Origin of the sequence: Schaalia naturae (assembly GCF_042665795.1) — a bacterium.
Lineage (GTDB): Bacteria > Actinomycetota > Actinomycetes > Actinomycetales > Actinomycetaceae > Pauljensenia > Pauljensenia naturae.
This window is the reverse complement of record NZ_JBHTEF010000001.1, coordinates 2,730,234-2,754,666: the sequence shown is the minus strand read 5'-3', so window position 1 is coordinate 2,754,666 and position 24,433 is coordinate 2,730,234. Positions and strand designations below refer to the sequence as shown.

Genomic DNA, 24,433 nt, shown 5'->3' with positions numbered 1-24,433 from the left:
CAGATGCCTCCGAGGTCTGCGATGATGGGGGGACGCATCGATCTCCGGAGGGGAACGCCATGGCCGACACGACTGATCTGAGCGAACTCGCCGCCACCCACCCGCGGACGGCCACGATGGCGGCGTCAGCGGGCGGCACGCTTCTCTGGTATGCGCTTCCCGATGTCGTGCGCTCCAGAGGCCTGCGCGCCCTCCTCAAGACGGGCATCGCCGCGGGCGGCGCGTGGGCCGTGATCCGCTCCGGCGCGCCCTGTTCGGGTGGGGACGCCCCCGGGGGCCCGGAAGGGATCGGGGAGCTACGTTCGGCCGTCCGCGAGAATCCGACCGCCGCGGCCGTCGCGGCCGGCCTCGCCGTGGGGGGAGTCTGGGCCTCGATCCGGTGCGAGCAGTGGCTGTTCCACCGCGGCGAACGCCGACGCGCGGAGGGCCGCTTCGCACCGCACCTGCGCCAGGCACTGCCCCTGGCCCTGCTGGTCGCCGCCGGGGAGCTGCTCGACCCGCACACGGGGACCGGCACCCGGGACTGACCCGCGCCGGCGCCCAGCGGCTCCAGGCGTCCCCGGGTCGCAGCAGGCCCCAGCCCACGGGGGCGTCCCCGTCGGCACCCCCGATCGCGGCTACTCTGGGACCAAGTTCCCACCCGGGCCCACCCGGACCGCTCGCAGCCAACAGGAGGACCAACGTGCGCCACACCCCGGTGTTCGAGGCGATCAACTGGAACAGGATCGAGGACGAGAAGGACCTGGAGGTCTGGGACCGTCTGACCGGCAACTTCTGGCTGCCCGAGAAGATCCCGCTGTCCAACGACATCCAGTCGTGGAAGACGCTCTCGCCGGCGGAGCAGCTGATGACGAACCGCGTCTTCACCGGGCTCACCCTGCTGGACACGCTGCAGGGCACCGTGGGCGCCGTCAGCCTGATCCCTGACGCGCGCACCCCCCACGAGGAGGCCGTCTACACGAACATCGCGTTCATGGAGTCCGTCCACGCGAAGTCGTACTCGTCCATCTTCTCCACGCTGCTGTCCACGGAGGAGATCAACGAGTCCTTCCGCTGGAGCGAGCAGAACGAGGCCCTGCAGAAGAAGGCCCGCATCGTCGACTCCTACTACGAGGGCGACGATCCGGAGAAGCGCAAGGTCGCCTCCACGATGCTCGAGTCGTTCCTCTTCTACTCCGGCTTCTACGCGCCGATGTACTGGAGCGCTCACGCCAAGCTCACCAACACCGCGGACCTCATCCGCCTCATCATCCGCGACGAGGCCGTCCACGGCTACTACATCGGCTACAAGTACCAGGTCGCTGTCGGCGAGGCCGTCGAGGCGCGGCGTCAGGAGCTCAAGGACTACACGTTCTCGCTGCTCTTCGAGCTCTATGAGAACGAGGAGCAGTACACGGAGGACCTCTACGACCCGCTGGGGCTGACTGGGGACGTCAAGAAATTCCTGCGCTACAACGCGAACAAGGCCCTGATGAACCTCGGTTACGAGGCCCTGTTCCCCCACGACGAGACGGACGTCAACCCCGCGATCCTGGCGGCGCTGTCGCCGAACGCGGACGAGAACCACGACTTCTTCTCCGGGTCCGGGTCGAGCTACGTCATCGGGGAGATCGTGGACACCCAGGACGAGGATTGGGACTTCTGAGAAGTCCTGATTCCCCGAGGTGGCCATAACCGCGCCACGCGAGCTGTCGAGAGGCCTGGAACCGCATTTTTCTGCGGTTCCGGGCCTCTTCCATGTCCTCTGCCGACTGACAGAGGAGGACAGCGGTGAGAACAGATACCCGTTCCAAGGGGCATGGCGGGGGCACGAACGCACCTGTCTGGTGCAGGAGGGATCGCTCGCGGACCGGGAAATGGCACAGACGTGTCGTTGAGGGCGTGCCATACCGTGCCACAGGAAGGTGCTCGAACCGACAACGATCCGCGCGATTCCGCGGATTTTCGAGGTTCGTGAGGGTCTACTACCGGCAGGAGGGCCAGCGACTGATCCTGCTGCTCTGCGGAGGAGACAAATCAACCCAACAGCGCGACATCAAGCGCGCGCACGAGATCGCCCAGGAATGGAAGAACAATGAGCAACACGACTGAGAGGTTCAGCCCGTACGATAGCGCCGACCACCTCGACAATCTTGGTGACGCAGCTGCCTATCTTGAGGCAGCGTTGGAAGACGGCGACGACCCTGCGCTCGTCGCACGGGCACTCGGCAGCATCGCCCGTTCTGGGAACCTCAGCGAGCTCGCCCGCCGCGTCGGCATGAGCCGTGAAGGTCTCTACAAGGCACTCTCTGGACATGGCAATCCGAGCTTCGCCACCATCGTCAAGGTCGCTGGCGCGCTCGGGCTCAAGCTCCACTTCGAACCCGTCGGCTGAACCCCACTTCTCGCGGCCGGTCAGCACGATAATGATTGTGCATCTGGCCCGCCGCAGCGGGCCGGATCAGTTTCCAGCACGAGTGGCACGCAGAGGGCACAGGATCGCAAGTGGGCTTCAGAACCGCATGATTCCGCGCTTCTTGACGAGAGTTGGGACTTCCGAGATCGAGCCCGGACGGGCTCCGCGGCCACATCAGCCGCATGAGACGGTGCCGGACCACGCTGCCGGGCGGTTGCCGTCATCGCTCCAGACATTCACGCTCGCGCCGTCCCCTTCCCAGATGACGCTCACGGTGCCCATCGCCACGGGGGAATAGCCGTCGTCCGCGCCATAGCCGCCGGCCGGTCGGGCCACGGCGACGGGCCCCGGGGGGACCGCGTACACGTCGCCGGAGCCGAGCAGCAGGAAGGTGTGGTCGACGACCAGCACGCGGCAACCCGACGGGCCGGCCCCGCCCACGAGCGCCGGCGTGTCCAGCGATTGGGCCAGGAGGGCGAAGGCGGCCGTCGGCAGCATGACGAGGACCGCCAGCACCGACACGGCGATCGCGCCGACGCGCGCGATCGCCGGGCGCCTGTCGGCCGGTCGACGGGCCGTGGGCGTCGACGGCGCATCGGTGAGCGCATCGCCCTCCGCCTCGGGGATCGCGGGAGTCCGCGCTCTCCGCCGCACGGCGGCCGCGGTGATCAGGAGCCCGAGGGACGCCAGCTCGCAGAGGGCGGCGGCGGCCATCAGGGGATCGGCGACGGGGACCGGACCGACGACGATGGGGAGACCGGCCCAGGCCGGCAGCGTCAGGTCGGTGTGCTGCCAGACCATGTACCCGAGGCCGGGCATGAGCGCCATGGCGACGCCCGCCCACCAGAGTCCCCGGGGGTTCATGCCGGCCGCCGCCCCCTCCCTGGTCCCACCGCAAGGTACGACGAGAGCCTACAGTCCCCGGGAGGCTGACCAGCGCATCTCGAAATGGGAGCCGTCCTCCCGGACGACCTGGAAACCGAGGCGCTCATACAGCCAGCGGGCGCGCGGGTTCCCCCGGTGGACCCGCAACGACACCGGCGCACCGCGCTCGCCCGCGCGCCCGAGCACCCGGCCGAGCAACGCGGAGCCCACGCCCCGGCGCTGACGCGCGGGCAGGACCTCGAGGCTCTCGACGCGCACCTCGTCTGCGCGCTGCTCCACGTACACGGCGCCGATGACCGTGCCGGACGCGACGGCCACCTCGATGTCGACCGGATGGGCGAGCCGCGCCGCGAAGAACCCCTGTTCCCAGGCGGCGTCACGGTCGCCATAGAGGTCGCCGCTCAACACCGCGTAGGCCGCCCGGTGGAGGGCGCCCAGCTGATCGCGGTCGGCCCGGGTCGCCGGGCGGATGAGCGCGGCGCCGCCCCTGTCCACGTGCCCACCTCCTTGATCCCCTCTTGGTCGGCCTCTTCACATCGAACCGCCCTCGGACTGTCAGAAGTCCGCGATGACGAGCTTCCGCATGGACATCATGCGCTCCCAGGCGTGGGGCCGGGACATCAGCTCATCCATGTTCTCCGGCACGATCTGCCAGCTCACCCCATAGCGGTCCTTCAGCCATCCGCACTGCTCCGCCTCGGGGACCGCAGACAGGGCATCCCATAGCCGGTCGATCTCGGCCTGGCCGTGGCAACGGACCTCCAGGGAGACGCCCTCGGTGAAGGAGAAGGGGCGCTCCGCACCGGAGTCGACCGCCATGAACCACTGGTCGCCGATCCGGAACTCGCCGAAGGCCAGCGCCCCGGATCTCGCAGGCCCGGTGGGAACGCCATAGGGGTGACGGATGCCGACCTGCGCGCCCCCGGACGACTGAGCGAACAACGAGACGTAGAAGTCGGAGGCCTCGGCGGCCCTGTCCTGGACCGCTCCGCCGAACGTGAGAGCGGGAATGACGAACGGCCGCGGCTCGCCTGCCGGGTCGGTGAGCATGAGCTGCCAGTTCACCCCGTACCGGTCCTCGATCCATCCGTAGCGCGACGAGAAGGGGCGCTCCCCCAGCCCGATACGGACCTCTCCTCCGTCCGCGAGCATCTCCCACATGGCATCAAGGCGGTCTTGCGCCTCCTGTTCCGCCCCGGCGAACGCCGACGGGTCGACGTTCAGCAGGAACGAGATCGCGGGCGTGGGCCGGAACTCGTCGCCGGCGTTGACCAGGGTGAACCGCGTGCCCTCGACGTCGAGGGCGACGGTCAGAGGCTCGCCGGCGAGGCCGAGCTGGAAGTCCGGCAGGCCCGACATGGGATACCGGCTCTCCACCGCGGACGAGGCGCCGGGGAGGGCGCGCGCGTAGAAACGGCCTGCCTCCTCGGCCGTGTGACTGAACCAGATGTTTGGGACGATCCGCTGATATGAGATGGACACGAGGGCTCCTTCGCGGGCGCGGTGCCTTCACGGGTGCTCGCCAGTATGGCCGTCCCCGCTCGGCGCGACAAGGCCCCATCGCGCCCTCGGCCGTGGCTCCTCGTAGGCTGGGACCGACCGACGATGCACCGGAGGCAGACGATGAACGCGACATCCGACACCGACACCGACACCGCCTCAGACGACGCCCGCAGCGACTGGCTCGCCTGGCGCGCCCGGCGCGAGGAGACCCTGCGCGAGCCGAACGGCTGGCTGTCCCTCACCTCGCTCACCTGGCTCGACGCCGACCCCCGGTCGGTCCCCGGGTTCCCGGGCTTGTGGTCGGCCACCGGTCCCGGCGACACGGGGCAGGAGGATCCGTCCGCCCTGGACTCCCCGCGCTGGCAGGCGCGGGCGCTCCTGCCCGACGACGCCGGCGTCGCCCAGGACGGGGCGTCCGTCGCGGGCACCGTCGCGATCGCCCTGGGCCCAGGCGACTCCGACCGGTCGCTGGCCTGCGACGGCAGCGTCGCCGAGGTCGCCCAGCGCGGCCGAGGGGTGATCGTGCGCATCCGCGACCCGAGGGCGCGGACGCGCGCCGGGTTCCGCGGCGTGCCCGTCTTCGACTTCGACCCCGACTGGATCCGGCCCGCCCGCTTCACCGCCGACGCCGAGCCCCGCGAGATCACGGTGCCCAGCGCCCAGGCGGGCCTCACGACGCGCCTCACGGCCATCGGCCGCGCCGCGGTGGCGCTGCCCGACGGATCGGTCGCGGGCCTGCTGGTCACCGGCTCCGCGGAGTCTCCCTCCGTCATCTTCCACGACACGACGAACGGCGCCGAGACCTCCGCGTGGCGCACCGCTCCCGTCCTCCTGCCCGAGGCCGGGGATGCGAGCAGGGACGCCCTCGTCGACTTCAATCGGTCGACGAACTTCCCCGCCCACTTCACCGCCTACGGCACGTGCCCGACGCCGCCGGAGGGCAACGACCTGCCCGTCGCGGTCACCGCGGGCGAGAAGGCTCCCGCGGCGCCTGCGCCCTCGGAGGGATGAGCCGAGCGGAGTTGAGGATGAAGGCGGACTCGCTGCCGACGTGGACGAGGGCCGCCGCGACCGGCCCGAGCCAGCCCAGCGCCGCCAGCGCCATGCCGAGCGCGTCCACCGCGAGGGTGCCGATGAAGTTCGCCATGACGATGCGGCGGGCCCGGCGGGCGATCCGGAACGTCTCGACGAGGTCGCGCAGGTCCGAGCTGACCAGAACCACGTCCGAGCTCTCCCGCGCGATGTCGGTCCCGGAGCCGACGGCGATGCCCACGTCGGCGCGCGCCAGCGACGGGGCGTCGTTGACGCCGTCCCCCACCATCGCGACCGAGTGGCCGGCCGCGCGCTCGGCCTCGATGGCGCTGTGCTTCTGGTCGGGGAGGAGCTCGGCGCGGACCTCGTCGACGCCGACGGCCGCGGCGACGTGGCGCGCCACCGCCTGCGAGTCGCCGGTGAGCATGACGACGCGAAGTCCCATCCCCCGCAGGTCAGCGATCGCCGCGGCGGCGCCGTCGCGCACCCGGTCCGCCAGGTCGATGCTCCCGGCGTAGCCGCCGTCCACGGAGACGTGCACCTGCGTGGTCCCCTCCTGCGGCGTCTCGGGGAATGAGGGCGCTCCCCAGCCGGCCGGGACGGCGGGGGGAACCGGGACGAGGCGCTCGTTGCCCACGGCGACGGCCGCGCCGTCGATCATCGCCGTGATTCCGAGCCCGGGCCGGTAGTCGGAGGAGTCGGGCGGCGTCGTGGGGGCGCCGGCGTCGCGGGCGGCCCGCAGGATCGCTTGCCCGAAGGGATGCTCGGAGTGCCATTCGGCCGAGGCGGCGAGCCCCAGAAGGTCGCTGCGGCTGCGGCCTGCCGGCCGGGCGGCCACGACACGAGCCTGGCCCTCGGTGAGGGTGCCCGTCTTGTCGATCATCACGGTGTCCACCCGAGCGAGTTGCTCCATGTGGGTGCCGTCCTTCACGAAGGCGCCGGACCGCGCCGCGCGCGCGATCGACGCGAGGATCGCCAGGGGTGTGCCCGCGGCGATGCCGCAGGCTCCGGCCACGATGACCACCGAGATCGAGGAGCGGGCGTCGCGCGTGAGGAGGAAGGTGAGCGCCGCGGCGGCCAGCGCGATGAGCACGAGCCAGGTGGCGAGCCGGTCCGCGAGACGCTGGACGGGGGCCTGGGAGGCTTGGGCCTCCCTCACCGTGGCGATGATCTGCCCGTAGGAGGAGTCCTCGCCCGCTCGGTCGACGCGGATCTCAAGGGCCCCCGACAGGGCGATGGACCCCGCGAGGACGGTGTCCCCGACGCCGGCCGCGACGGGGAGCGACTCGCCGGTGATACGCGACTGGTCGACCTCCGTGGAGCCGGCGAGCACCCGGCCGTCCACGGGGATGCGTCCTCCCGGCGCCACGGACACGACCATGCCGGGGCGCACGTCGTCGAGGGGGATCTCCCTGGCACGCTCGCCCTCGCGCACCTGGACGGCGGCGGGGAGGAAGGCCATGAGATCGGTGAGGGCATCGCGGCCCCGGTCCATGGAGAGGTCCTCGAGAATCTCGGCCGCCAGGACGAATGCCGTGATGAGCAGGGCCGTCACCCACTCCCCGATGAGGGCGGCCGCCGCGATCGCGATGAGCATCGACAGCTCCATGCTCATCCGGCGCCCGCGGATGTCCTCCCACGCCTCGGTGAGGATGGGCCAGCAGCCGGCCACCAGCGCCGCGACGGAGAACACCGCGACGACGACGGTGGGGACGCCGACGGCGACGAGGACGCTGGCCGCCACGGCCGCCGCCGCGACGCAGAGGGCGCGCGCGAGGTCGGCGCGGTCGACGCGCTGCCAGAGCGAGGATCCGGAGCCGGTGCCCGGCGCGCCGGAGGAGGGGCCGGCGCCGACCGGGACGACGGCGCGCACGGGGCCTGCCGCGTTCATGCGAGGGCCTCCACAAAGTCGGGGTCCCCGACGGCGGGGGCGGCGGCCGCCCTGGGCGCCGACGCCCCGGATGCCGTCCGGTGGTGGGCGGGATGCTCCTGGGTCATGTGCTCGACCTGCATGAGCGCCTGGCGGACCAGTTCGCCCGGGTGCTCCTCGAGCAGCCGGTAATGGACGCGGGCGCCCTCCTGGCGTCCGACGACGACCTTCGCGAGGCGCAGCTTGGACAGATGCTGGGAGACGATGGTCGGCTTCCTGCCGATGAGCCCCGCCAGCTCCCCGACCGTCAGTTCCCCGCAGTCGCTGAGGAGCGCCACGATCCGGATCCGGGTCGGGTCGGCGAGCAGCTTGAACACGGCGGCCGCCTGGACGGCCCGGTCCTCGCCGACGGCGTGCACCACGGAGGGCTCCCGCCCGACCAACGCCTTCACATCTTCACACATGTGAATATGGTAAGGCTGGCCGAAGACTGAGGTCCAGGGACCCTCGTCCCACTCCTCCGACCCCGGGCGCCTCAGCTCGGGTCGGACGCCGCACGGCGCCCAACGGCCCCGGCCTCGCGCGCGCCGGCGCGCCGCAGGAGGAGGGCGATCACCGCCGTGGCGAACACGATCACCGCCAGTGGACGCGCTTCGCTCGAGGTGGCGGCCAGGAGCCAGGAGATGACGGCTGCCATCCCGAACTGCACGCCCCCCAGCACGGCGCTGGCGCTCCCTGAGGAATGGGGCGCCGCAGCCAGAGCGATGCTCGTCGAACTGCCCATGACAAGCCCAAGGCTGGCGACGACGACGATCAGCGGGACCATCAGCCACCGGGGATCCACTCCGACGACCGCCACGGCGAGCAGGCCCGCAGCGCCCGTCACGAGGACGGCCAACCCGGCGTCGAGGAGGCGGGCGGGCTCCGTCACACGCATCCGGCGCATCGCCCAGATGCTCACGATCGTCATGACCAGTCCGTTCATCCCGAACAGGAGCCCGTACTCCACCGGGCTCCATCCCATGACGTCCTGGTAGAGGAACGACGAGGACGAGATGTAGGCCATCAGCGTCGCGAAGGCGAAGACGAAGCAGAGCATGTGGGTGAGGTACTGGCGCGAGGTCAGCGCCCGCGGCCGGTCGCCGTCGCGCGCCTGCCCGTCGGGCGCGCGGCGGTGCGCCCGACGCGAGAGGGGCAGCGACTCCGGGACCTGGACGACGACGGCCACCAGCGTCATCGCGGCGACCACCGCGATGACGCCCAGGACGGCCCGCCAGCCTCCGAGGCCGAGGACCAGGCTCCCCGTGAAGGGGGCCAGGACGGGGACGACGGCGTTGACGGTCGTGACCAGGGTGAAACCGCGAGCCGCATCGCGCCCGACGGCCCGGTCCGCGATGACGGCCCGCCCGATGACCATCCCCGCCGCGCTGGTGAGCCCCTGGAGGAAGCGGGCGAGGATCAGCAGGTCGCTCTCCGGGGACAGCGCCGCGCCCGCGCTGGCCAGCACGGCCAGGGCGGTGCCGGCGAGGAGGGGCCCGCGGCGGCCCAGCCGATCGGAGAGCGGGCCGAAGGCGAACTGCCCGACGCAGGCGCCGACGAGAAAGGCCGTCATCGTCTGCTGGATCTGGCCCGAGCCGACGGCGAGGTCCTGGGCCATCTGCGGGAAGGCCGGCAGATAGAGGTCCATCGCGATCGGCGTGAACGCGGAGAGCAGCGCCAGGGCCGCCAGCAGCCCAGCGGACAGCGGCGCCCTCTCGGCGCCCTCGTCCCCCCTCGGGAGCCCCGGAATGACAGCGGCTTCCGTCCGGCGGTCGGCGATCCCCATGCGAGTCCTCTCCTCCTATGGCCCGACGCGACGGGCCATATGCTTCTAACATTAGAACTAAAAAACGTCAGGGCCCCCGGCCTGCGGGACGTGATCCTCGTCATCCCCGACCACGTCCGCGATCCCGCGGCGCCCGAGGACGCGGGGGACATAATGGGAGACATGGACGCGCAGGACGAGGTCCGCGCCCTGGCGCAATTCGCTGGCGCTCTCCAGGGCCTCATACTCGGGCTGCGGCGCAGCGCCGTGCACGGAGCGGGAATGTCACCCCTGCCCCCGTCCGAGGCCGAGGTGCTGATCCTCGTGGTCGCCCAACCCGGCATCACCGTCATGCAGGCGGCTCGGGGCCTCGGGCTGCGCGCGGGCAATCTCAGCGTGACAGTCAGCAAGCTCGTCGCCCGCGGCCTGATCTCCAAGAAACCGGATCCGCAGGACCGCCGCCGCGTCGGCCTCCTCCCGACGGCACGGGCGCTGGAGGACAAGCGGCGCATCGACGCCACATGGACCGACGTGGTCGGCGGGTTCCTGGAGGCCCTCTCCGCGGAAGAGCGGCGGTCCATCCTCGCGGCGGCGGGCCCCCTCGAGCATCTGGCCGCACTCGCGGCGCGCTCCCCGGACCCCGGCTCGCCCGGCGCCGCGGCCCCCGGTCGCGAGGCGAGGACGCGGCACGGCACACTGGGGGCATGACATCTCAGGGGCGCCAGCCGCGCTACGGCCGCATGCGCTCCGACTACGCCCCGGAGGAGCTCGCCGGCCAGCCGCCCTCCATCGTCGAAGCCGCCGCACCGTCCCAAGGCACAGGCCGCCTCGCCGAGCAGGGATCGTCCTCGTCGACGGGGGCGGAGGCGCCGACGGCAGGCGCCCCCCGTCGCCCACGGCGCCGCGGCCAGGCTCCCGAGCCCAGCACGCCCACGTCTCCCCCTCCCCCGCGCCACGGCCCCCTCACGCCCGTGGAGGTCGCCACCGTCGGTATCCTCGGCGGGCTGGCGGTGGTGCTGGGCGTCGTGTCGACGATCCTCCCGTTCTTCCAGGGGTTGTTCCAGATGCTCGCCGCAGTCCCGATCGCCATGGTGTCCGTGCGCCTGCGCCCGCGTGGCGGCGTCGCAGCCGTGGCGGTGACCGTGCTGGTGGCCCTCATGCTCGGCGGCGCCTCCTCCGCCGTGACCGTCGGGGAGGCGGCCCTGGGCGGCGCGGTCGTGGGCGCGCTGCTGCGTCGGCGCGTCGGGCTGGGAGCGGCAGCGGCGGCGGGACTCACGCTGGGCGGCGTCATCGGCGCCGCGACCCTGGGCGTGCTGTGGGTCCTCGCCGACCTGCGCGATCTGGTCCTGGAGTCCGCGCGCGTCTCGGTCACCGGCTACCTCGACCTCTTCGGGCGCTGGAGCGTCCTCACGCCGCTCACCGACCGGCTGACCCGCCTGGTCGCCCTCGCGCTGGACTGGTGGTACGTGGTCGTGCCCGCCGGCGTGCTGCTGGGCGTGGCGGGCATGGTGGTCCTCGCCTTCTGGATCCTGCGCATCGTGCTCGCCCGCCTGCGCCTGGGCTCCGACTGGGACCCGCTCCAGGTCGTGCTCGACCGCCAGGCCGGCGCCGCCCGCCCGACCGGATCCGGTGACGACCCGGCCTCCGCCCCCGATCCGCTGCCCATCCGGCTCAGCGGCGTGCGCTACCGCTATCCGGGCGCCCCCGACACGGCCGAGGCCGACGCGTTGCGCGACGTCGACCTTGAGGTCCGCGACGGGGAATTCACGGTCGTCATCGGCCCCAACGGCTCGGGGAAGTCGACGTTGTCCCTCGTGCTGGCCGGCGCCGAGCCCTCAGCCGGCCGCGTCGAACGCCCCGGGCCGGTCGGACTGGGACGGAGGGGCGGCACCGCCCTGCTCGCCCAGCGCAGCGAGCTCCAGATGCTCGGGGAGACCGTGGCCGAGGACGTCGTGTGGGGCCTGCCCCCCGAGGAACGAGCCGAGGTCGACGTCGAGGACCTCCTCGCCTTGGTCGGGCTGGAGGGCCTGGGGGCGGCCAGGACCTCGCACCTGTCGGGCGGACAGCTCCAGCGTCTCGCCCTGGCCGGCGCCCTCGCGCGCCGCCCGCGCCTGCTGCTGTCCGACGAGTCCACGGCGATGGTCGACCCCGCGGGCCGCGCCGACCTCATGCGCATCCTGGGCTCCCTGCCCGCCCGCGGCACCACGGTCGTCCACGTCACGCACGATCCCGTGGAGGCCCACGGCGCCGACCGCCTCATCCACATGGAGGCGGGCCGTGTCGTCTCCGACGGACCCGTCGCCTCATCCGACGCCCCCTCCGGCACCGACGAGGGCGTCCCCGCTCCCGCCCCTCGCGGGGCCCGCGCGCCTGCGGAGCACCCGGCGCCGGTCGAGGCGGCCCCGGAGCAGCCCTGGCCGCCGACCGCCGGATGGAGCATCGAGCACCTGTGGGCGGACCGCATCACGCACGCCTACGACGTCGGCACGCCCTGGGAGCACGTGGTGCTCCGCGACGTGTCGCTGATCGTCTCCCCCGGCGAGGCCGTGCTCGTCACCGGCGGGAACGGCTCCGGCAAGACGACGCTGTCGCGCCTCCTCACCGGCCTCATCGCCCCGACCTGGGGGCGTTGCACACTGGGCGGGACGCCGGTCGCCCAGCGCGTCGGCGATGTCGCGATGTCCATGCAGTTCGCGCGCCTCCAGCTCCAACGGCCCTCGGTTCGCCTCGACATCCTCGCGGCCGCGAGGGCGGGGACGGGGAGCGGCGCGGACGCCGGGGCCGGGACCGGCGGGAGCCGCGGGAGGCGCGGGAGGCGGACCGACGACACCGCGTCGCGCCCGGCGCAGGACCGGCTGGTGCGATCCGCGATGGACGAGGTCGGACTGCCCCCTGAACTCGAGCGGCGCGGCATCGACCAACTCTCCGGCGGGCAGATGCGCCGGGTCGCGCTGGCGGGCCTACTGGCCTCGGAGCCCCGGGTCATCGTCCTGGACGAGCCGCTCGCCGGCCTGGACGCCGATTCCCGGCTCCTCCTCATCGACGCGCTGGAGCGCCGGCGCCGGCGGGGCCTGGCCATCGTCGTCATCAGCCACGACACCGACGGCCTCGACGCCCTGTGCCAGCGCTCGCTCACGCTCGCAGAAGGGACGTTGTCATGACCGGCACGCCCGTGCACGCGGGGTCGCCCTCGTCCATGCCGGGGGCGGCGGCGCCCGGACGCCCAGAGACCCCCCGCGGCCAAGGGCTTCCCCGTCGGCGCCCGCGGCGCTCGTCGGCCAGCGGCCTGCCCAGGCGCCTGCCGTGGGACTCCGCGATGACCCGGTTGTGGCCGGGCACGAAGATGCTGTGCCTGACCGCCCTGTCGACGGCCCTGCTGCTGTGGCCGCGGTGGGCGGCCGTGACGGCGGTGGGAGCCGCGCTGCTCATCGGCTCGCTGGTCGCACGAGTGCCCGCCTCTGCGCTGCCGCGGCTGCCCGTCTGGTTCTGGAGCGGCGTGGCGGGCGGGTGCATCGGCGCGGCCCTGGGCGGCGGACTGTGGATCTTCGTGCGGTCGCTGCTGGTCGCGGGGCTCATCGTCTGGGGATCGTCGCTGCTGGTGTGGACGACGCCGCTCGGGCGCCTCGCGCCCGCGCTGCGCACCCTGATGGCGCCGCTGCGGTGGCTGCGGATCCCGGCCGACGAGTGGGCGACCTCGATGGTCCTCGCCCTGAGGGGACTGCCGACGATGGTCGAACAGACCTCCGCGGTGACGGACGCCGTCAAGCTGCGCTCGGGCGGACATCCGCCGACGACATGGACCGAGGCCCTGCACACGGTCATCGACATCGTCACCGCCTCGTTGTCGGCAGCCTCCCGGCGGGCCTCCGACACCGGGCGCGCGATGACGCTGCGCGGCGGCGTGCCCCCGGTGCCCGGCGAGCCCGTGCGCCTGGGGTGGCGGGACGCGGCGGCGGTCGCCGTGACGGCGGCGGCCGTGTGGGCGGCGGTCGCGTTCGCCCATGGGTGGCCGGAGTGGATGGCCGGGTGGCTGCCCGGGTGATGACGGGGGTCTGAGTCCCGGGTTCGATCGGTCTTCCTCGGGGCGCGCCGCGGCCGCCGTCCAGGCCGGACCAGGCGCACATCGCTCCCCGACAGCACACAATTCCGGCGAGGGTCGCCTCGGCGATCGCCCGCCCATCCCTTGTGACCTGCGTGTCTCGGTGCGAGAGGGGAGTTCGTCCGTCCAGCGTTCCGGGCATTCTGTGCCGTCTCGCATGCTCGCCCCCGACTGTGCCGATGGGCTGGCTGGAGATCGGCGGCGCTGGGGGCGTGGTTCGCTCGCGCCGGTGACGTCCAGCGCGAGGTTCGGCGCCAGGACAGATCCCCAAACGCCCCGAGAACGCATCGAACCCCGCGCCCGGAGCCACCCACGCGCACCACCGTCAGGACGCGCGCGATGACGCGCGATAAAAGACGGGCCGCCAGCCGTCCGGCCAGCGACCCGCATCCGGTGCTCGAGGGGGGAGTTGAACCCCCACCCCATTTCTGGGACACGGACCTGAACCGTGCGCGTCTGCCTATTCCGCCACTCGAGCAGCATCCCAGGCGCGAACGCGCCCGGAGCAAGGAAACTGTACGGGGCGGCCGGGGGTCGAGTCAAACCGGGCGGGCGCGTTCGCCGGGCTCCCCAGACCGCCCCGGCCGCCTCATCGCCGACGTTCCCCGCCATCTCGGGAGCCAGCGGGAGCGCCGCCGCTAGACTGTCGTCGGTGAGTACCCTGCACCAGGTGCTTCCCGGCCAGACGGGACGACGCGCGAGACGGGGAAGGAGGACGTTGTGAGCATCTTCGACAGGTTCGAGAACGCCGTCGAGAAGGGGATCAACGGCGCTTTCTCCCGGGTCTTCCGCTCGGGCCTGAAACCTGTGGACGTCACGACCGCGATCCGGCGCGCCATCGAGGACAACCTCCAGGAGTTCGCCGCCGACCGCACGATCGCCCCCAACAGCTTCGCCCTCCACATCTCCCCGTCCGACTTCGACGCGCTGTCGGAGGACCTCGACGTCCTCCGCGACGAGTTCGAGCGTCAGACCACCCAGTACGCGGCTGAGCACGACTACGTCCTGCTGGGCCCCGTCGAGGTCCTCTTCGAGCGCGACGACGCGGAGCTCACCGGCCAGGTCGAGGTCGAGTGCGCGACCAAGCGCGGAGCCGCCGCCCCCGCCACGGCGGTGGCGGCCTCCCCCGAGCACCCGATCATCGACATCGACGGCGAGAAATGGCTGCTCACCGAGCCCGTCACCGTGATCGGACGTGGCAGCGAGGCCGATATCGTCGTCCCCGACTCGGGGGTCTCCAGACGCCACCTCGAACTGCGCGTCACGCCCACCGGCGTCATCGCGACCGACCTGGGCTCCACCAACGGCACCTTCGTCGAAGGCCACCGCATCGACGCGGCCACCCTGGTCGACGGCAACCAGATCGTCATCGGACGCACCCGCATCCTGTTCTGGACCCATCCTGCCTCCGATCCCACACAGGACCGGTGATGACCAGCGATCTCGCCTTCACCGTCTTCCGCATCGGCTATCTGGTCCTGCTGTGGCTCACCGTCATCGGCGCCGTCCACACCCTGCGGCGCGACATCTTCGGCACCGTGGTCACCCCGCGCGGGAAGGGGCGCCGATCCGCTGTGGAACGGCGCAAGCAGTCCAGACGTGGGCGGCGCGCGGACAGCGGCAGGGAGGCCGACACCCGCCCGCACAGCGTCCTCATCACCGGAGGCCCCATGGTCGGGACGATGCTGCCCCTCGGATCCTCCCCGATCGTCATCGGCCGCTCTCCGTCGTCGACCCTCGTCCTCGAGGACGAGTACGCCTCCAGCCGCCACGCCCGCCTGTCCCCCTCGAGCGACGCCTGGTGGATCGAGGACCTGGGCTCGCGCAACGGCACCTTCGTCGACGACGAACGCCTCACGGAACCCCGAGCCCTCCATCCCGGAACCACTGTCCGAATCGGGCAGACCACACTCGAACTGGTGCGTTGATGGCCGGCGAATCCGTCGAGTTCCGCTATGCCGCACGCTCGGATGTGGGCCTGGTCCGGCAGAGCAATCAGGACTCCGCCTACGCCGGGCCGAACCTGCTGGTGCTGGCCGACGGCATGGGCGGGCCCGCGGGCGGGGACATCGCCTCCTCCGTGGCGCTCGCGCACCTGGTCCCCCTCGACGGTGAGAGCCACCCGGCCGAGGCGATGCTGCCGCTCCTGCGCCGAGCCATCATGGAAGCCCACGACGAGTTGTCCGAGCGCTCGCGCCACGATGCCGAGCTCCGGGGCCTGGGCACCACCTGCATCGCGATCATGCGCTCCGGCAACAAGCTGGCGATGGTCCACATCGGGGACTCGCGCGCCTACCTCCTGCGCGGCCAGACGCTCACCCAAGTCACCACGGACCACTCCTTCGTCCAGTACCTCGTCGACACCGGGCAGATCACGCCGGAGGAGGCCGCGCACCACCCCCAGCGCCACGTCGTCCTGCGGGTTCTGGGCGACTCCAGCTCCGATGTCACCCCTGACGAGACCGTGCGTTCCGCCGTGATCGGGGACCGGTGGCTGCTGTGCTCGGACGGCCTGTCCGGCCTCGTCTCCCCCGAGACGATCGGGAAGGTCCTCTCCGACGTCGACGACCCCGGCGCCTGCGCCGAGGAGCTGATCCGCCTCGCCCTCCTGGCCGGTGGCCCCGACAACATCACCTGCGTCATCGCGGACATCGTCCCGGCGGGCCAGTACGGCCAGACCGCCCCCGAGGTCGTCGGCGCGGCCGCGGTCGACCGGTCCGCCCCGAGCCGCGGCGGCGGTGGTGCGGCGGCCCGCGCAGCGGCCCTGACATCGGACGCTCGCCAGCAGAGGGGCTCCGGGCCCGCGGGCGACGAGGACGAGGACGGCGCCGACACCCGCGACGGGCGGTTGCGATGGTGGATCCCCCTGGTCACGCTGCTGGCCGTGATCCTCGTCGCCGGCGGGGGATGGCTGGGCTACGCCTGGACGCAGACCCAGTACTACGTCATCGGCCAGAACGGGTCCGTCGTCATCTTCCAGGGGATCCCCCAGACCTTGGGAGACTGGTCGTTCTCGCACCCCGTCGAGGTCACGGACGTCCGCCTGTCCGCGCTCAGCGACGTCGACCGCGAGCGCCTGGCCGAACCCGTCGTCCGCTCCTCGCGCGAGGAGATCGACGGCTATGTCCTCCAGCTCGAGCAGTCGGAGCAGACCGGCAGGCCGGTGGCGTCGCCCTCGTCCTCCAGCGTCCCGACCCCCTCGGGCCAGTCGGGCGGCTCCTCCCCCTCGACCACGCCGGCGACGGATGGGGGTGAGGGCTGATGGCCACCGTGTCGATCGCCCCGGTGCGTCCGCACCGTTTCGCGGAGATGCTCCTCATGGTCCTCGCGCTGGCGCTGGGCATCGGGGGGTACGCCCTGACGACGCTCAACCGCACCGGTGAGGTCCCGTCCGACCTGGGCCGGCACGTCGCCGTCCTCGTCGGCGTCGCCGTGATCGCCGAGGTCGGGATGCACCTACTGGCCCCTTACGCCGATCCCGTCATCCTGCCGGTCGCCGTGGCGCTCACCGGCATCGGCCTGGCGATGATCTACCGGCTCGACCTCTCCTACGCCGCCCTGGACCGGCCCACCGTCGGGCTGCGCCAGCTGATGTTCGTCGGCATCGGCCTGGCGTGCGCGGCGGTCGTGCTGCTGGTCCTGCGCGACCATCGCGTGCTGCGCCGCTACACGTACACCTTCGGCGTGCTCTCGCTGATCCTGCTCCTGTTGCCGATGGTCCCCGGCATCGGGACGGAGAGCTACGGCGCCCGCGTGTGGATCCACCTGGGGCCGCTCAGCCTCCAGCCCGGCGAGCTGGTCAAGATCACGCTGGCGGTGTTCTTCGCCGGCTATCTGGTCGGACACCGCGACAATCTGGCCATCGGGGGCCCGAAGATCCTGGGCATGCGGCTGCCGCGCGCCCGCGACCTCGGCCCGATCCTCGTCGTGTGGCTCATCGGCATCGCGATCCTGGTCCTCCAGCGCGACCTGGGCACGTCCCTGCTCTTCTTCGGCCTGTTCGTCGCCATGCTCTACGTCGCCACGAACCGCGTGTCGTGGCTGGTCATCGGCATCGCCCTGTTCGCCCCCGCCGTGCTGGTCGCCGTGCGCGTCTTCTCCCACGTCCAGCAGCGCTTCACGACCTGGCTGCATGCGATGGACCAGGATGTCTACGACGCGCAGGGCGGCTCCAACCAGCTGGTCACGGGCCTGTTCGGACAGGCGTCCGGCGGGCTCATGGGCACCGGGTGGGGGCGCGGCTACCCCCAGCTCGTCCCCCTGGCCAACTCCGACTTCATCCTGTCCTCCCTGGCCGAGGAGCTCGGCCTGACGGGCCTGCTCGCGATCCTCATGCTCTACCTCGTCCTCATCGAGCGGGGGCTGCGCGCGGCGATCGGCGTGCGGGACGGGTTCGGCAAGCTCCTCGCCTCGGGCCTGAGCTTCTCCCTGGCGCTGCAGGTCTTCGTCGTGCTCGGCGGCATCACCCGCGTCATCCCGCTGACGGGCCTGACGGCGCCGTTCCTCGCGGCGGGAGGCTCGTCGATGGTGTCGTCGTGGCTGATCGTGGCGGTCCTGGTGCGCATCTCGGACGCCGCCCGCCGTCCCGCCGCCTCCCCCGCCCCGTGGACCACAGGCGTCCAGGCCGCCATCGAGGCGGTGGTCCCCGCCTCCTCGCGCCCCGCCCGTCCCTCCGCCGGGTCCTCGCAGGAGACGGTCGCCGGGTGGACCCGGGGCGTCGACGAGGGCGGGCCTGCCGCCCGGAGGTCGCGCACAGGAGATGAGACCCGATGAACGCGCAGGTCAGACGGCTCTTCATGGTGATCGTGCTGATGTTCGCCACACTGGGGCTGGCCGCCACGAACATCCAGTTCGTCCAGGCGCCCACGCTCAACGCCGACGACCGCAACGCGCGCACCATCCTTCACGCGGCGGAACTCGATCGCGGCCCCATCATCGTGGCGGGCTCGGCCATCGCCTCCTCGGTCAAGGACCAGAACGACAGCCGCTACCAGCGCACCTACTCCGACGGCCCGCTCTACGCCCCGGTGACCGGGTACTTCTCATCGGTGTTCAACCAGGCGACCGGCCTGGAGGACGCCGCCGAGTCGATCCTCGAGGGCAACTCCCAGGTCCTGCTCGGCCAGCGCCTGAGGAACCTCTTCACAGGCCAGGGGCGCGTGGGCGGCGGCGTCGTCCTCACCCTGGACCCCGACATGCAGAAGGCGGCCGCGGAGCAGCTGGGGGGCCGCAAGGGCGCCGTGGTGGCGCTGGACGCGAAGACCGGGGCCGTGCTGGCGCTGTACTCCTCGCCCAGCTACGACCCGAACCCTCTGGCGCAATTCGACTCGTCGACGGCCAACGAGGCGTTCAGCGCCCTCGACCAGGACGCGTCCCGGCCGCTGGTCAACCGCGCGATCGCGGGGGACCGCTACGCGCCGGGCTCCACCTTCAAGATCCTCACGTCCATCGCCCTCTTGGAGAACGGCGTGGCGACCCCCGACACCCCGATGGACTCCCCCGTGGAGGCGACGCTGCCGGGCACGGCGACGACGATCTCGAACATCGAGTCCACCGAGTGCGGCGACGGGACGCCGACCCTGGCCGAGGCCTTCGCCCGGTCCTGCAACACGACCTTCGTCCTCGCCTCGGAGAAGCTCACCCACGATGAGCTGGCGGATGTGGCCAACCGCTTCGGGTTCGGGGATGACCTGTCCATCCCGTTGGCGGTCACGCCCTCGGTCTTCCCCGACCAGACGGATGCGGCGCAATTGGCGATGTCGGCGATCGGCCAGTACAACGTGCAGGTGACCCCGCTGGAGATGGCCATGGTGGCCCAGACGATCGCCGACGACGGCGTGATGATGACCCCCTACCTCATCGACCAGGTGGTCGACGCGGACTTGCAGGTCAAGTCCACGACCGAGCCGACGCAGCGGGCGACGCCCGTGAGCGCGGACATCGCCCAGGAGATCACCGACATGATGGTCGGCGTGGTCAACCAGCCCTACGGGTCCGGCACGTCCATGGCGATCGACGGGGTCACGGTCGCGGCGAAGACGGGCACGGCCGAGCTCGGCGACACCGGCTACGCCAATGCGTGGGCCGTCGGTTTCGCGCCCGCGGAGGACCCGCAGATCGCGTTCGCGGTCATCGTCGAGGGCGATGACTCCCAGCCGGTCCCCCACGGCGGGACGGTGGCGGGGCCGGTCGCCCGTGCGTTGCTGGAGGCGGGGCTCAGATGACTCAGGACATCAACCGGAATGCGGCGGGCACCCTGCTGGGGAGCCGCTACACGCTGCTCACGCCCATCGCCCAGGGCGGGATGGGCGAGGTCTGGAAGGCCCGCGACCGCCAGACCGGCCATCTGGTCGCCGCGAAGGTCATGCGCCCCGAGCTGTCCGGGCAGGAGCACTCCCTGTCGCGTCTGCGCCTGGAGGCGCGCAACTCGATGCGGGTCCAGCACCGCAACATCGCGGCGGTCCTGGACCACGGCGAGGACGACGGCCGGGGCTGGATCGTCATGGAGCTGGTCGAGGGGCGCCCGCTCACCGACTACCTGCGCGGCGGGGCCCGTCTGGCGGTCCGGGACCTCATCCCGCTGCTCATGCAGGTGGCGATGGCGCTCAACGCGGCGGCCGAGGCCGGAGTGGTCCACCGCGACATCAAACCGGCGAACATCCTGATCCGCGACGACGGGGTGGTCAAGCTCACCGACTTCGGCATCTCGCGCACCCTGGACCAGGCGACGCTGACGGCGGCCGGCATGGTGATGGGCACCGCCCAGTACCTCCCTCCGGAACAGGCCATGGGCGAGACCGCCACCTCGGCGGGAGACCTGTACGCGCTGGGCGTCATCGCCTACGAGTGCGTCGCCGGGCACCGTCCCTTCACCGGCGCCACGCAGGTGGACATCGCCTTCGCGCACGTCAACGACAAGGTCCCCGACCTGCCGGCCGACGTCCCCGCCCCCTTCGCCGCCGTCGTCATGCACCTCATGGAGAAAGACCCCGCCAGGCGCCCGGCCAGCGGGGCCGCCCTGGCCCGGGAGCTGGTCAGCGCCGCCCACGCCCTCGGGCTGCCGGTGGCGCCCCACCCGCTCCCGGCGCCGCCTGGCACGGCCGCCACCCAGGAGACGGCGCCTCATCCCGTCGTCCCCCCGGTCGAGCACACACCGCGGCGCTCCCTGCCGCCCTCGCTCCTCGCCCCCGTCCCGCTCGACGAGGACGGCGCGCCGAGCGCGCGCCACGGCCGCCACGCCGGGCATCCCGCCGATGAGCGGCCGACGGCCTCCACGATCCCCGCGGTCCCCGCACCGGCAGCCTCCGCGGCGGCCGCCACCCCGCCCGCCGCGACCACATCCGCGCCCGAGATCCCCCCGGTCACCCGGATCCCGACGTCGATGCGCTCCCCGGAACCGGCTGCCGGGAGCAATCCCGGTCCCGACGGCCACCGGGCTCCTGCGCGCTCCGAACTGGCGCAGCGACTGCGGTCGCGCGCCGAGCGCCGGGACCGTGAGGACGCCCGATCCGCGGACCGGCCCGCCGGGCAGGCCGCGCCGCGGACCCCGGCACGCGACGCAGCCTCCACAGCCCCGCGCGCCAGCGCCGCCCCTCCACGGCGCAGCGCCCTGCAACCGCGCACGGCGCCCTCCCGCGCGGCGGCCCCATCCGCGCGGCGCGAGGCCGCCGGAGGGCGCCCATGGAAGGCTGTGACCCGTCACAACCTGCCGCAGACGGACACGGCGCCGGTCCCGGCGCCGACCCGCTTCAACCGTTCGAAGGTCGCGCCGCCGGTCTCCGTGGGCCAGCGCATCGGACGCGGGGTGGTCATCGCATTGATCGCCCTCACCGTCCTTCTCGTCATCTTCGCCACGATCCAGAACAGGTTCGGCTCCTTCTCCTCCATCATCGGAGCGGGCGCCCACATCGCTGAGGAGGCCGGAACATGGACAGCTCCATGGACCACCGTCTAGGTGGACGCTACGAGGTTCGCTCGCTCATCGGGCGCGGCGGCATGGCTGAGGTGCATCTGGGGTTCGATGCGCGCCTGTCCCGGATCGTCGCCATCAAGATGCTGCGCCAGGACCTCGCCCGCGACTCCGTCTTCCAGGCGCGGTTCCGCCGCGAGGCGCAGGCCGCCGCCTCGCTCAACCACCCGAACATCGTCGCCGTGTACGACACCGGCGAGGAGGTCGTGACGGGCGCTGACGGGCGCGGCGTCTCCGTGCCCTACATCGTCATGGAGTACGTCGAGGGCCACACCGTCAAGGACCTGCTCTCCGACGGCACGCCGGTGCCGATCAACGAGGCCGTGGAGATCGTCTCCGGCGTGCTCTCCGCCCTCGAGTACTCCCACGCGGCGGGCCTGGTCCACCGCGACATCAAGCCGGGCAACATCATGCTCACCACCGACGGCAAGGTGAAGGTCATGGACTTCGGGATCGCCCGGGCCCTCACCGACTCCCAGGCGACGATGACGCAGCCCAACGCGGTCGTGGGCACCGCCCAGTACCTCTCTCCGGAACAGGCCCGCGGGGAGCAGGTCGACGCGCGCTCCGACCTGTACTCCACCGGCGTCGTGCTCTTCGAGCTGCTGACGGGCCGCCCTCCCTTCAAGGGGGACACCGCCGTGGCCGTGGCCTACCAGCATGTCTCGGCCACGCCGCCCACGCCCTCGTCGGTCACGCCCGACGTGCCGGACCAGCTGGACCGCGTCGTCATGAAGGCGCTGGCGAAGAACCGGGAGGACCGCTACTCCTCGGCCGCCGAGATGCGCGCCGATCTCATCCGCGCCTCGCGCGGGGCCGATGTCAACGCGCCGGCCACCTCCGTGTGGGCCGCGGCGGTGGGGGCCGGCGCCGCGACAGAGACCATGCAGATGGCGCCGCCCCCGCCGCCTCCCGGGACGGACACAGCCGACCGCACCCGGACCTACGCGCCCGCGGCCCTCGCCACCGCGCCCGCCGGCCGCGCGGATGCCGCCGAGGAGGAGCAGGCCGAGGCCGCGCGGCGAAAGAAGAAGAAGCGCACCCTCATCATCGCCATCGTCGTGGCGGTGCTCGCGATCGCCGCCGGGCTGGGCGTCTGGGCCCTCAACCGGGAACCGGACACGGCCACCGTCCCAGCGGACCTCGTCTCGATGGCGCCCGACGACGCCAGGGCGGCGCTGGAGGCCGTGGAGCTCGTCTACGCCGAGGGAGACACGGTCCCCTCCGACGACGTCGCCGAGGGGCTCGTCGCCTCTTCAGAGCCCGCGCCGGGCTCGCAGGCGGCCATCGGCAGCACCGTCACCGTCCACCTGTCCTCCGGCCCCGCCGACACGACCGTGCCCACGGGCCTGGTGAACTCCTCACCGGACAGCGCCCAGGCGAAGATCGAGGCCGCCGGCCTGAAGTGGGAGCTCGGGGACGAGGAGTCCTCGGACACGGTCGAGGCGGGCCTGGTCTCCAGCGTCTCGCCGAAGGAGGGCGCCTCGATCGAAGCCGGCGGAACCGTGACGATCCGCGTCTCCACTGGGAAGGCCGAGGTCCAGGTCCCCGACGTCTCCGGCATGACGCAGGAGCAGGCGAAGACGACCCTGGAGGCCCAGGGCCTCAAGGTCGGCAACGTCACCACGGTCGACGACCCGACCCGCGCGAAGGACCTGGTCGTCAGCACCGATCCCGCCGCCGGGGCGGCCGTCACGAAGGACTCCGAGGTGAACCTCAACATCTCTTCGGGCTACGTCCAGCTGCCCGACCTCGCGGGGATGACGAAGTCGGACGCGGAGAAGACGCTCAGCGACCTCGGCCTGTCCGTGAGCTGGACGGAGGTCCCCGACGCCGCGGAGGCCGGCACCGTGCTCGGCACGGAGCCCCGCGCAGGCACCGTCGCCCAGGGATCGACGGTGCAGGTCACGGTCAGCTCCGGCCCGTCGACCCCTTCGCCGCGGCCCAGCTCGCCGACCCCGACCTCCGACTCCGACAGCTAGGGATCCGAACGGGTCACCTCGGGGGCAAGCGGTCCGCCACCATCGGGGCGAGCGCGGCGGCACGCTCGGGCGCCGCCGCGTCTCCGCACCGCGCGAGCCAATTGCCCAGCATGAGATGCCCGTGCTCGGTGAGCACGGACTCGGGGTGGAACTGCACCCCCTCCAGCGGCAGCGTCCGGTGGCGCAGACCCATGACGATGCCCGTGTCGGTGGCGGCGCTGACCTCCAGGTCATCGGGGACCGTCGCGGGGTCCACCGCCAGCGAGTGGTAGCGCGTCACCGTCACCGGCGAGGGGACGCCGCGGAACACGCCCCGGCCGTCATGGGTGATCTGCGAGGTCCTCCCGTGCATGAGCTCGGGGGCGTGGGCGACCGTCGCGCCGAAGAGCTCGCCCAGTGCCTGATGGCCCAGGCACACGCCCAGCATCGGGATGCCACGCTCCGCGCAGTCGGCGATGACCTGCAGCGAGGCGCCCGCCCCTTTGGGGTCGCCGGGCCCGGGGGAGATCAGCACGCCGTCATAGGGGCATTCCGACGCGCGCGCGGCGCCGCCCTCGTCCCCGGCAGCATCTGACGAGCCCGCGCCCGCCGAGCCCGCGCCATCCCACCATCGGGCGTCGACCGCGTCATTGCGAGCCACGTCGACGTCGGCGCCGAGGTGGCGCAGATAGCCGACGATCGTCCACACGAAGCTGTCGTAGTTGTCGACGCACAGGATCCGCGTCATTGTCCGGACACCCCGGCTCCCCCCAGGTCCCAGTACGCCTGCGCCCACGGGAAGACCCACTGGAACAGGACCAGGACCGCCGCGGCGACCAGCACCAGGGCTTCGACCGCCTTGAGCCATGTCGGGCCGGGCAGGTGGCGGAAGATCCATCCATACATTGCGCACTC

23 protein-coding genes and 1 tRNA gene are annotated in these 24,433 nt (G+C 72.3%); 15 read left to right on the top strand and 9 right to left on the bottom strand.

The features are described 5' to 3' along the window. Nucleotides 1-59 precede the first annotated feature (59 nt). The 4 genes from ACFQWG_RS12160 (at nt 60) to ACFQWG_RS12145 (ending at nt 2,374) form a co-directional block, all read left to right on the top strand. Nucleotides 60-527, top strand: coding sequence for a peptidase S9 (locus ACFQWG_RS12160; RefSeq protein WP_380975682.1), 468 nt, complete (start codon nt 60-62; stop codon nt 525-527). Nucleotides 528-682: 155 nt separating this feature from the next. Then, entirely contained in the window at nt 683-1,645 is a 963-nt protein-coding gene (nrdF, locus tag ACFQWG_RS12155; RefSeq protein WP_380975680.1) for a class 1b ribonucleoside-diphosphate reductase subunit beta, read from the top strand. Nucleotides 1,646-1,953: 308 nt separating this feature from the next. Then, on the top strand, nt 1,954-2,091 hold the full coding sequence (locus ACFQWG_RS12150; RefSeq protein WP_380975678.1) for a hypothetical protein: 138 nt from the start codon (nt 1,954-1,956) through the stop codon (nt 2,089-2,091). Further along, a complete protein-coding gene (locus ACFQWG_RS12145; RefSeq protein ID WP_380975676.1) occupies nt 2,075-2,374 on the top strand; it encodes an addiction module antidote protein in 300 nt (99 codons plus the stop codon). The genes ACFQWG_RS12150 and ACFQWG_RS12145 overlap by 17 nt, the downstream gene beginning before the upstream one ends. 195 nt (nt 2,375-2,569) lie before the next feature. On the opposite strand, the gene ACFQWG_RS12140 is transcribed toward ACFQWG_RS12145, so the two are convergent. The 3 genes from ACFQWG_RS12140 to ACFQWG_RS12130 are packed head-to-tail and all read right to left on the bottom strand — an operon-like array spanning nt 2,570 to nt 4,762. Then, nucleotides 2,570-3,259 carry a hypothetical protein gene (locus ACFQWG_RS12140; protein WP_380975674.1) on the bottom strand — a complete coding sequence of 230 codons (690 nt, stop codon included), beginning with the start codon at nt 3,257-3,259 and terminating at the stop codon, nt 2,570-2,572. 48 nt (nt 3,260-3,307) lie between these two features. Then, nucleotides 3,308-3,775: a GNAT family N-acetyltransferase gene (locus ACFQWG_RS12135; protein WP_380975672.1), complete on the bottom strand. Its 468-nt coding sequence runs from the start codon at nt 3,773-3,775 to the stop codon at nt 3,308-3,310. A gap of 60 nt (nt 3,776-3,835) precedes the next feature. Continuing rightward, a complete protein-coding gene (locus tag ACFQWG_RS12130; RefSeq protein WP_380975670.1) occupies nt 3,836-4,762 on the bottom strand; it encodes a VOC family protein in 927 nt (308 codons plus the stop codon). Nucleotides 4,763-4,903: 141 nt separating this feature from the next. Between ACFQWG_RS12130 and ACFQWG_RS12125 the strand changes: the two genes are divergently transcribed. Next, nucleotides 4,904-5,794, top strand: a complete 891-nt coding sequence (locus ACFQWG_RS12125) for a DUF1684 domain-containing protein (protein WP_380975668.1) — start codon at nt 4,904-4,906, stop codon at nt 5,792-5,794. On the opposite strand, the gene ACFQWG_RS12120 is transcribed toward ACFQWG_RS12125, so the two are convergent. The 3 genes from ACFQWG_RS12120 to ACFQWG_RS12110 all read right to left on the bottom strand — a co-directional run bounded on the left by ACFQWG_RS12120 (nt 5,745) and on the right by ACFQWG_RS12110 (nt 9,510). Continuing rightward, nucleotides 5,745-7,706 carry a heavy metal translocating P-type ATPase gene (locus ACFQWG_RS12120; protein ID WP_380975667.1) on the bottom strand — a complete coding sequence of 654 codons (1,962 nt, stop codon included), beginning with the start codon at nt 7,704-7,706 and terminating at the stop codon, nt 5,745-5,747. The two genes, ACFQWG_RS12125 and ACFQWG_RS12120, sit on opposite strands and share 50 nt — an antisense overlap. Next, nucleotides 7,703-8,149 (bottom strand): ArsR/SmtB family transcription factor, encoded by a 447-nt coding sequence (locus ACFQWG_RS12115; RefSeq protein ID WP_380975665.1) that lies wholly within the window; start codon nt 8,147-8,149, stop codon nt 7,703-7,705. Before ACFQWG_RS12115 ends, ACFQWG_RS12120 begins: the two co-directional genes overlap by 4 nt. A gap of 71 nt (nt 8,150-8,220) precedes the next feature. After that, nucleotides 8,221-9,510 carry a multidrug effflux MFS transporter gene (locus tag ACFQWG_RS12110; RefSeq protein WP_380975663.1) on the bottom strand — a complete coding sequence of 430 codons (1,290 nt, stop codon included), beginning with the start codon at nt 9,508-9,510 and terminating at the stop codon, nt 8,221-8,223. A gap of 39 nt (nt 9,511-9,549) precedes the next feature. Here ACFQWG_RS12110 and ACFQWG_RS12105 point away from each other — a divergent pair, with 39 nt between their 5' ends. From ACFQWG_RS12105 to ACFQWG_RS12095, 3 genes are read left to right on the top strand one after another with little or no spacing between them, the layout of a single operon-like run. Beyond that, nucleotides 9,550-10,197, top strand: coding sequence for a MarR family winged helix-turn-helix transcriptional regulator (locus ACFQWG_RS12105; RefSeq protein ID WP_380975661.1), 648 nt, complete (start codon nt 9,550-9,552; stop codon nt 10,195-10,197). Beyond that, nucleotides 10,194-12,650, top strand: coding sequence for an ABC transporter ATP-binding protein (locus ACFQWG_RS12100; protein WP_380975659.1), 2,457 nt, complete (start codon nt 10,194-10,196; stop codon nt 12,648-12,650). Before ACFQWG_RS12105 ends, ACFQWG_RS12100 begins: the two co-directional genes overlap by 4 nt. Beyond that, nucleotides 12,647-13,531 carry an energy-coupling factor transporter transmembrane component T family protein gene (locus tag ACFQWG_RS12095; RefSeq protein WP_380975657.1) on the top strand — a complete coding sequence of 295 codons (885 nt, stop codon included), beginning with the start codon at nt 12,647-12,649 and terminating at the stop codon, nt 13,529-13,531. The genes ACFQWG_RS12100 and ACFQWG_RS12095 overlap by 4 nt, the downstream gene beginning before the upstream one ends. A gap of 451 nt (nt 13,532-13,982) precedes the next feature. Here the strand turns inward: ACFQWG_RS12095 and ACFQWG_RS12090 are convergent. Next, nucleotides 13,983-14,066 (bottom strand) — tRNA-Leu (locus ACFQWG_RS12090). 242 nt (nt 14,067-14,308) lie between these two features. On the opposite strand from ACFQWG_RS12090, the gene ACFQWG_RS12085 reads away from it, so the two are divergent. From ACFQWG_RS12085 to pknB, 7 genes are read left to right on the top strand one after another with little or no spacing between them, the layout of a single operon-like run. Beyond that, nucleotides 14,309-15,019, top strand: a complete 711-nt coding sequence (locus ACFQWG_RS12085; protein ID WP_291498239.1) for an FhaA domain-containing protein — start codon at nt 14,309-14,311, stop codon at nt 15,017-15,019. Beyond that, a complete protein-coding gene (locus ACFQWG_RS12080; RefSeq protein ID WP_291498242.1) occupies nt 15,019-15,516 on the top strand; it encodes an FHA domain-containing protein FhaB/FipA in 498 nt (165 codons plus the stop codon). Before ACFQWG_RS12085 ends, ACFQWG_RS12080 begins: the two co-directional genes overlap by 1 nt. After that, nucleotides 15,516-16,850 carry a PP2C family protein-serine/threonine phosphatase gene (locus ACFQWG_RS12075; protein ID WP_380975654.1) on the top strand — a complete coding sequence of 445 codons (1,335 nt, stop codon included), beginning with the start codon at nt 15,516-15,518 and terminating at the stop codon, nt 16,848-16,850. The genes ACFQWG_RS12080 and ACFQWG_RS12075 overlap by 1 nt, the downstream gene beginning before the upstream one ends. After that, a complete protein-coding gene (locus ACFQWG_RS12070) occupies nt 16,850-18,361 on the top strand; it encodes an FtsW/RodA/SpoVE family cell cycle protein (RefSeq protein ID WP_380975652.1) in 1,512 nt (503 codons plus the stop codon). Before ACFQWG_RS12075 ends, ACFQWG_RS12070 begins: the two co-directional genes overlap by 1 nt. After that, nucleotides 18,358-19,812: a peptidoglycan D,D-transpeptidase FtsI family protein gene (locus tag ACFQWG_RS12065; RefSeq protein ID WP_291498248.1), complete on the top strand. Its 1,455-nt coding sequence runs from the start codon at nt 18,358-18,360 to the stop codon at nt 19,810-19,812. The genes ACFQWG_RS12070 and ACFQWG_RS12065 overlap by 4 nt, the downstream gene beginning before the upstream one ends. Beyond that, nucleotides 19,809-21,542 (top strand): serine/threonine protein kinase, encoded by a 1,734-nt coding sequence (locus ACFQWG_RS12060; RefSeq protein ID WP_380975649.1) that lies wholly within the window; start codon nt 19,809-19,811, stop codon nt 21,540-21,542. Before ACFQWG_RS12065 ends, ACFQWG_RS12060 begins: the two co-directional genes overlap by 4 nt. After that, a complete protein-coding gene (pknB, locus tag ACFQWG_RS12055) occupies nt 21,515-23,539 on the top strand; it encodes a Stk1 family PASTA domain-containing Ser/Thr kinase (protein WP_380975647.1) in 2,025 nt (674 codons plus the stop codon). The genes ACFQWG_RS12060 and pknB overlap by 28 nt, the downstream gene beginning before the upstream one ends. Nucleotides 23,540-23,552: 13 nt before the next feature. On the opposite strand, the gene ACFQWG_RS12050 is transcribed toward pknB, so the two are convergent. Together ACFQWG_RS12050 and ACFQWG_RS12045 are read right to left on the bottom strand one after the other, a co-directional pair. Then, nucleotides 23,553-24,266 (bottom strand): anthranilate synthase component II, encoded by a 714-nt coding sequence (locus ACFQWG_RS12050; protein WP_380975645.1) that lies wholly within the window; start codon nt 24,264-24,266, stop codon nt 23,553-23,555. Continuing rightward, a complete protein-coding gene (locus ACFQWG_RS12045; protein ID WP_380975643.1) occupies nt 24,263-24,424 on the bottom strand; it encodes a hypothetical protein in 162 nt (53 codons plus the stop codon). The genes ACFQWG_RS12050 and ACFQWG_RS12045 overlap by 4 nt, the downstream gene beginning before the upstream one ends. Nucleotides 24,425-24,433: the final 9 nt, after the last annotated feature.

Bases quoted from the DNA above. Each gene is read 5' to 3' on its own strand.
- ACFQWG_RS12120 (WP_380975667.1), bottom strand. From the start codon at position 7,706: ATGAACGCGGCAGGCCCCGTGCGCGCCGTCGTCCCGGTCGGCGCCGGC.
- ACFQWG_RS12160 (WP_380975682.1), top strand. From the start codon at position 60: ATGGCCGACACGACTGATCTGAGCGAACTCGCCGCCACCCACCCGCGG.
- pknB (WP_380975647.1), top strand. From the start codon at position 21,515: ATGGACAGCTCCATGGACCACCGTCTAGGTGGACGCTACGAGGTTCGC.
- ACFQWG_RS12060 (WP_380975649.1), top strand. From the start codon at position 19,809: ATGACTCAGGACATCAACCGGAATGCGGCGGGCACCCTGCTGGGGAGC.
- ACFQWG_RS12100 (WP_380975659.1), top strand. From the start codon at position 10,194: ATGACATCTCAGGGGCGCCAGCCGCGCTACGGCCGCATGCGCTCCGAC.
- ACFQWG_RS12105 (WP_380975661.1), top strand. From the start codon at position 9,550: ATGCTTCTAACATTAGAACTAAAAAACGTCAGGGCCCCCGGCCTGCGG.
- ACFQWG_RS12075 (WP_380975654.1), top strand. From the start codon at position 15,516: ATGGCCGGCGAATCCGTCGAGTTCCGCTATGCCGCACGCTCGGATGTG.
- ACFQWG_RS12045 (WP_380975643.1), bottom strand. From the start codon at position 24,424: ATGTATGGATGGATCTTCCGCCACCTGCCCGGCCCGACATGGCTCAAG.
- ACFQWG_RS12080 (WP_291498242.1), top strand. From the start codon at position 15,019: ATGACCAGCGATCTCGCCTTCACCGTCTTCCGCATCGGCTATCTGGTC.
- ACFQWG_RS12050 (WP_380975645.1), bottom strand. From the start codon at position 24,266: ATGACGCGGATCCTGTGCGTCGACAACTACGACAGCTTCGTGTGGACG.
- ACFQWG_RS12140 (WP_380975674.1), bottom strand. From the start codon at position 3,259: ATGAACCCCCGGGGACTCTGGTGGGCGGGCGTCGCCATGGCGCTCATG.
- ACFQWG_RS12110 (WP_380975663.1), bottom strand. From the start codon at position 9,510: ATGGGGATCGCCGACCGCCGGACGGAAGCCGCTGTCATTCCGGGGCTC.
- ACFQWG_RS12125 (WP_380975668.1), top strand. From the start codon at position 4,904: ATGAACGCGACATCCGACACCGACACCGACACCGCCTCAGACGACGCC.
- ACFQWG_RS12070 (WP_380975652.1), top strand. From the start codon at position 16,850: ATGGCCACCGTGTCGATCGCCCCGGTGCGTCCGCACCGTTTCGCGGAG.
- ACFQWG_RS12115 (WP_380975665.1), bottom strand. From the start codon at position 8,149: ATGTGTGAAGATGTGAAGGCGTTGGTCGGGCGGGAGCCCTCCGTGGTG.
- ACFQWG_RS12095 (WP_380975657.1), top strand. From the start codon at position 12,647: ATGACCGGCACGCCCGTGCACGCGGGGTCGCCCTCGTCCATGCCGGGG.
- ACFQWG_RS12145 (WP_380975676.1), top strand. From the start codon at position 2,075: ATGAGCAACACGACTGAGAGGTTCAGCCCGTACGATAGCGCCGACCAC.
- ACFQWG_RS12065 (WP_291498248.1), top strand. From the start codon at position 18,358: ATGAACGCGCAGGTCAGACGGCTCTTCATGGTGATCGTGCTGATGTTC.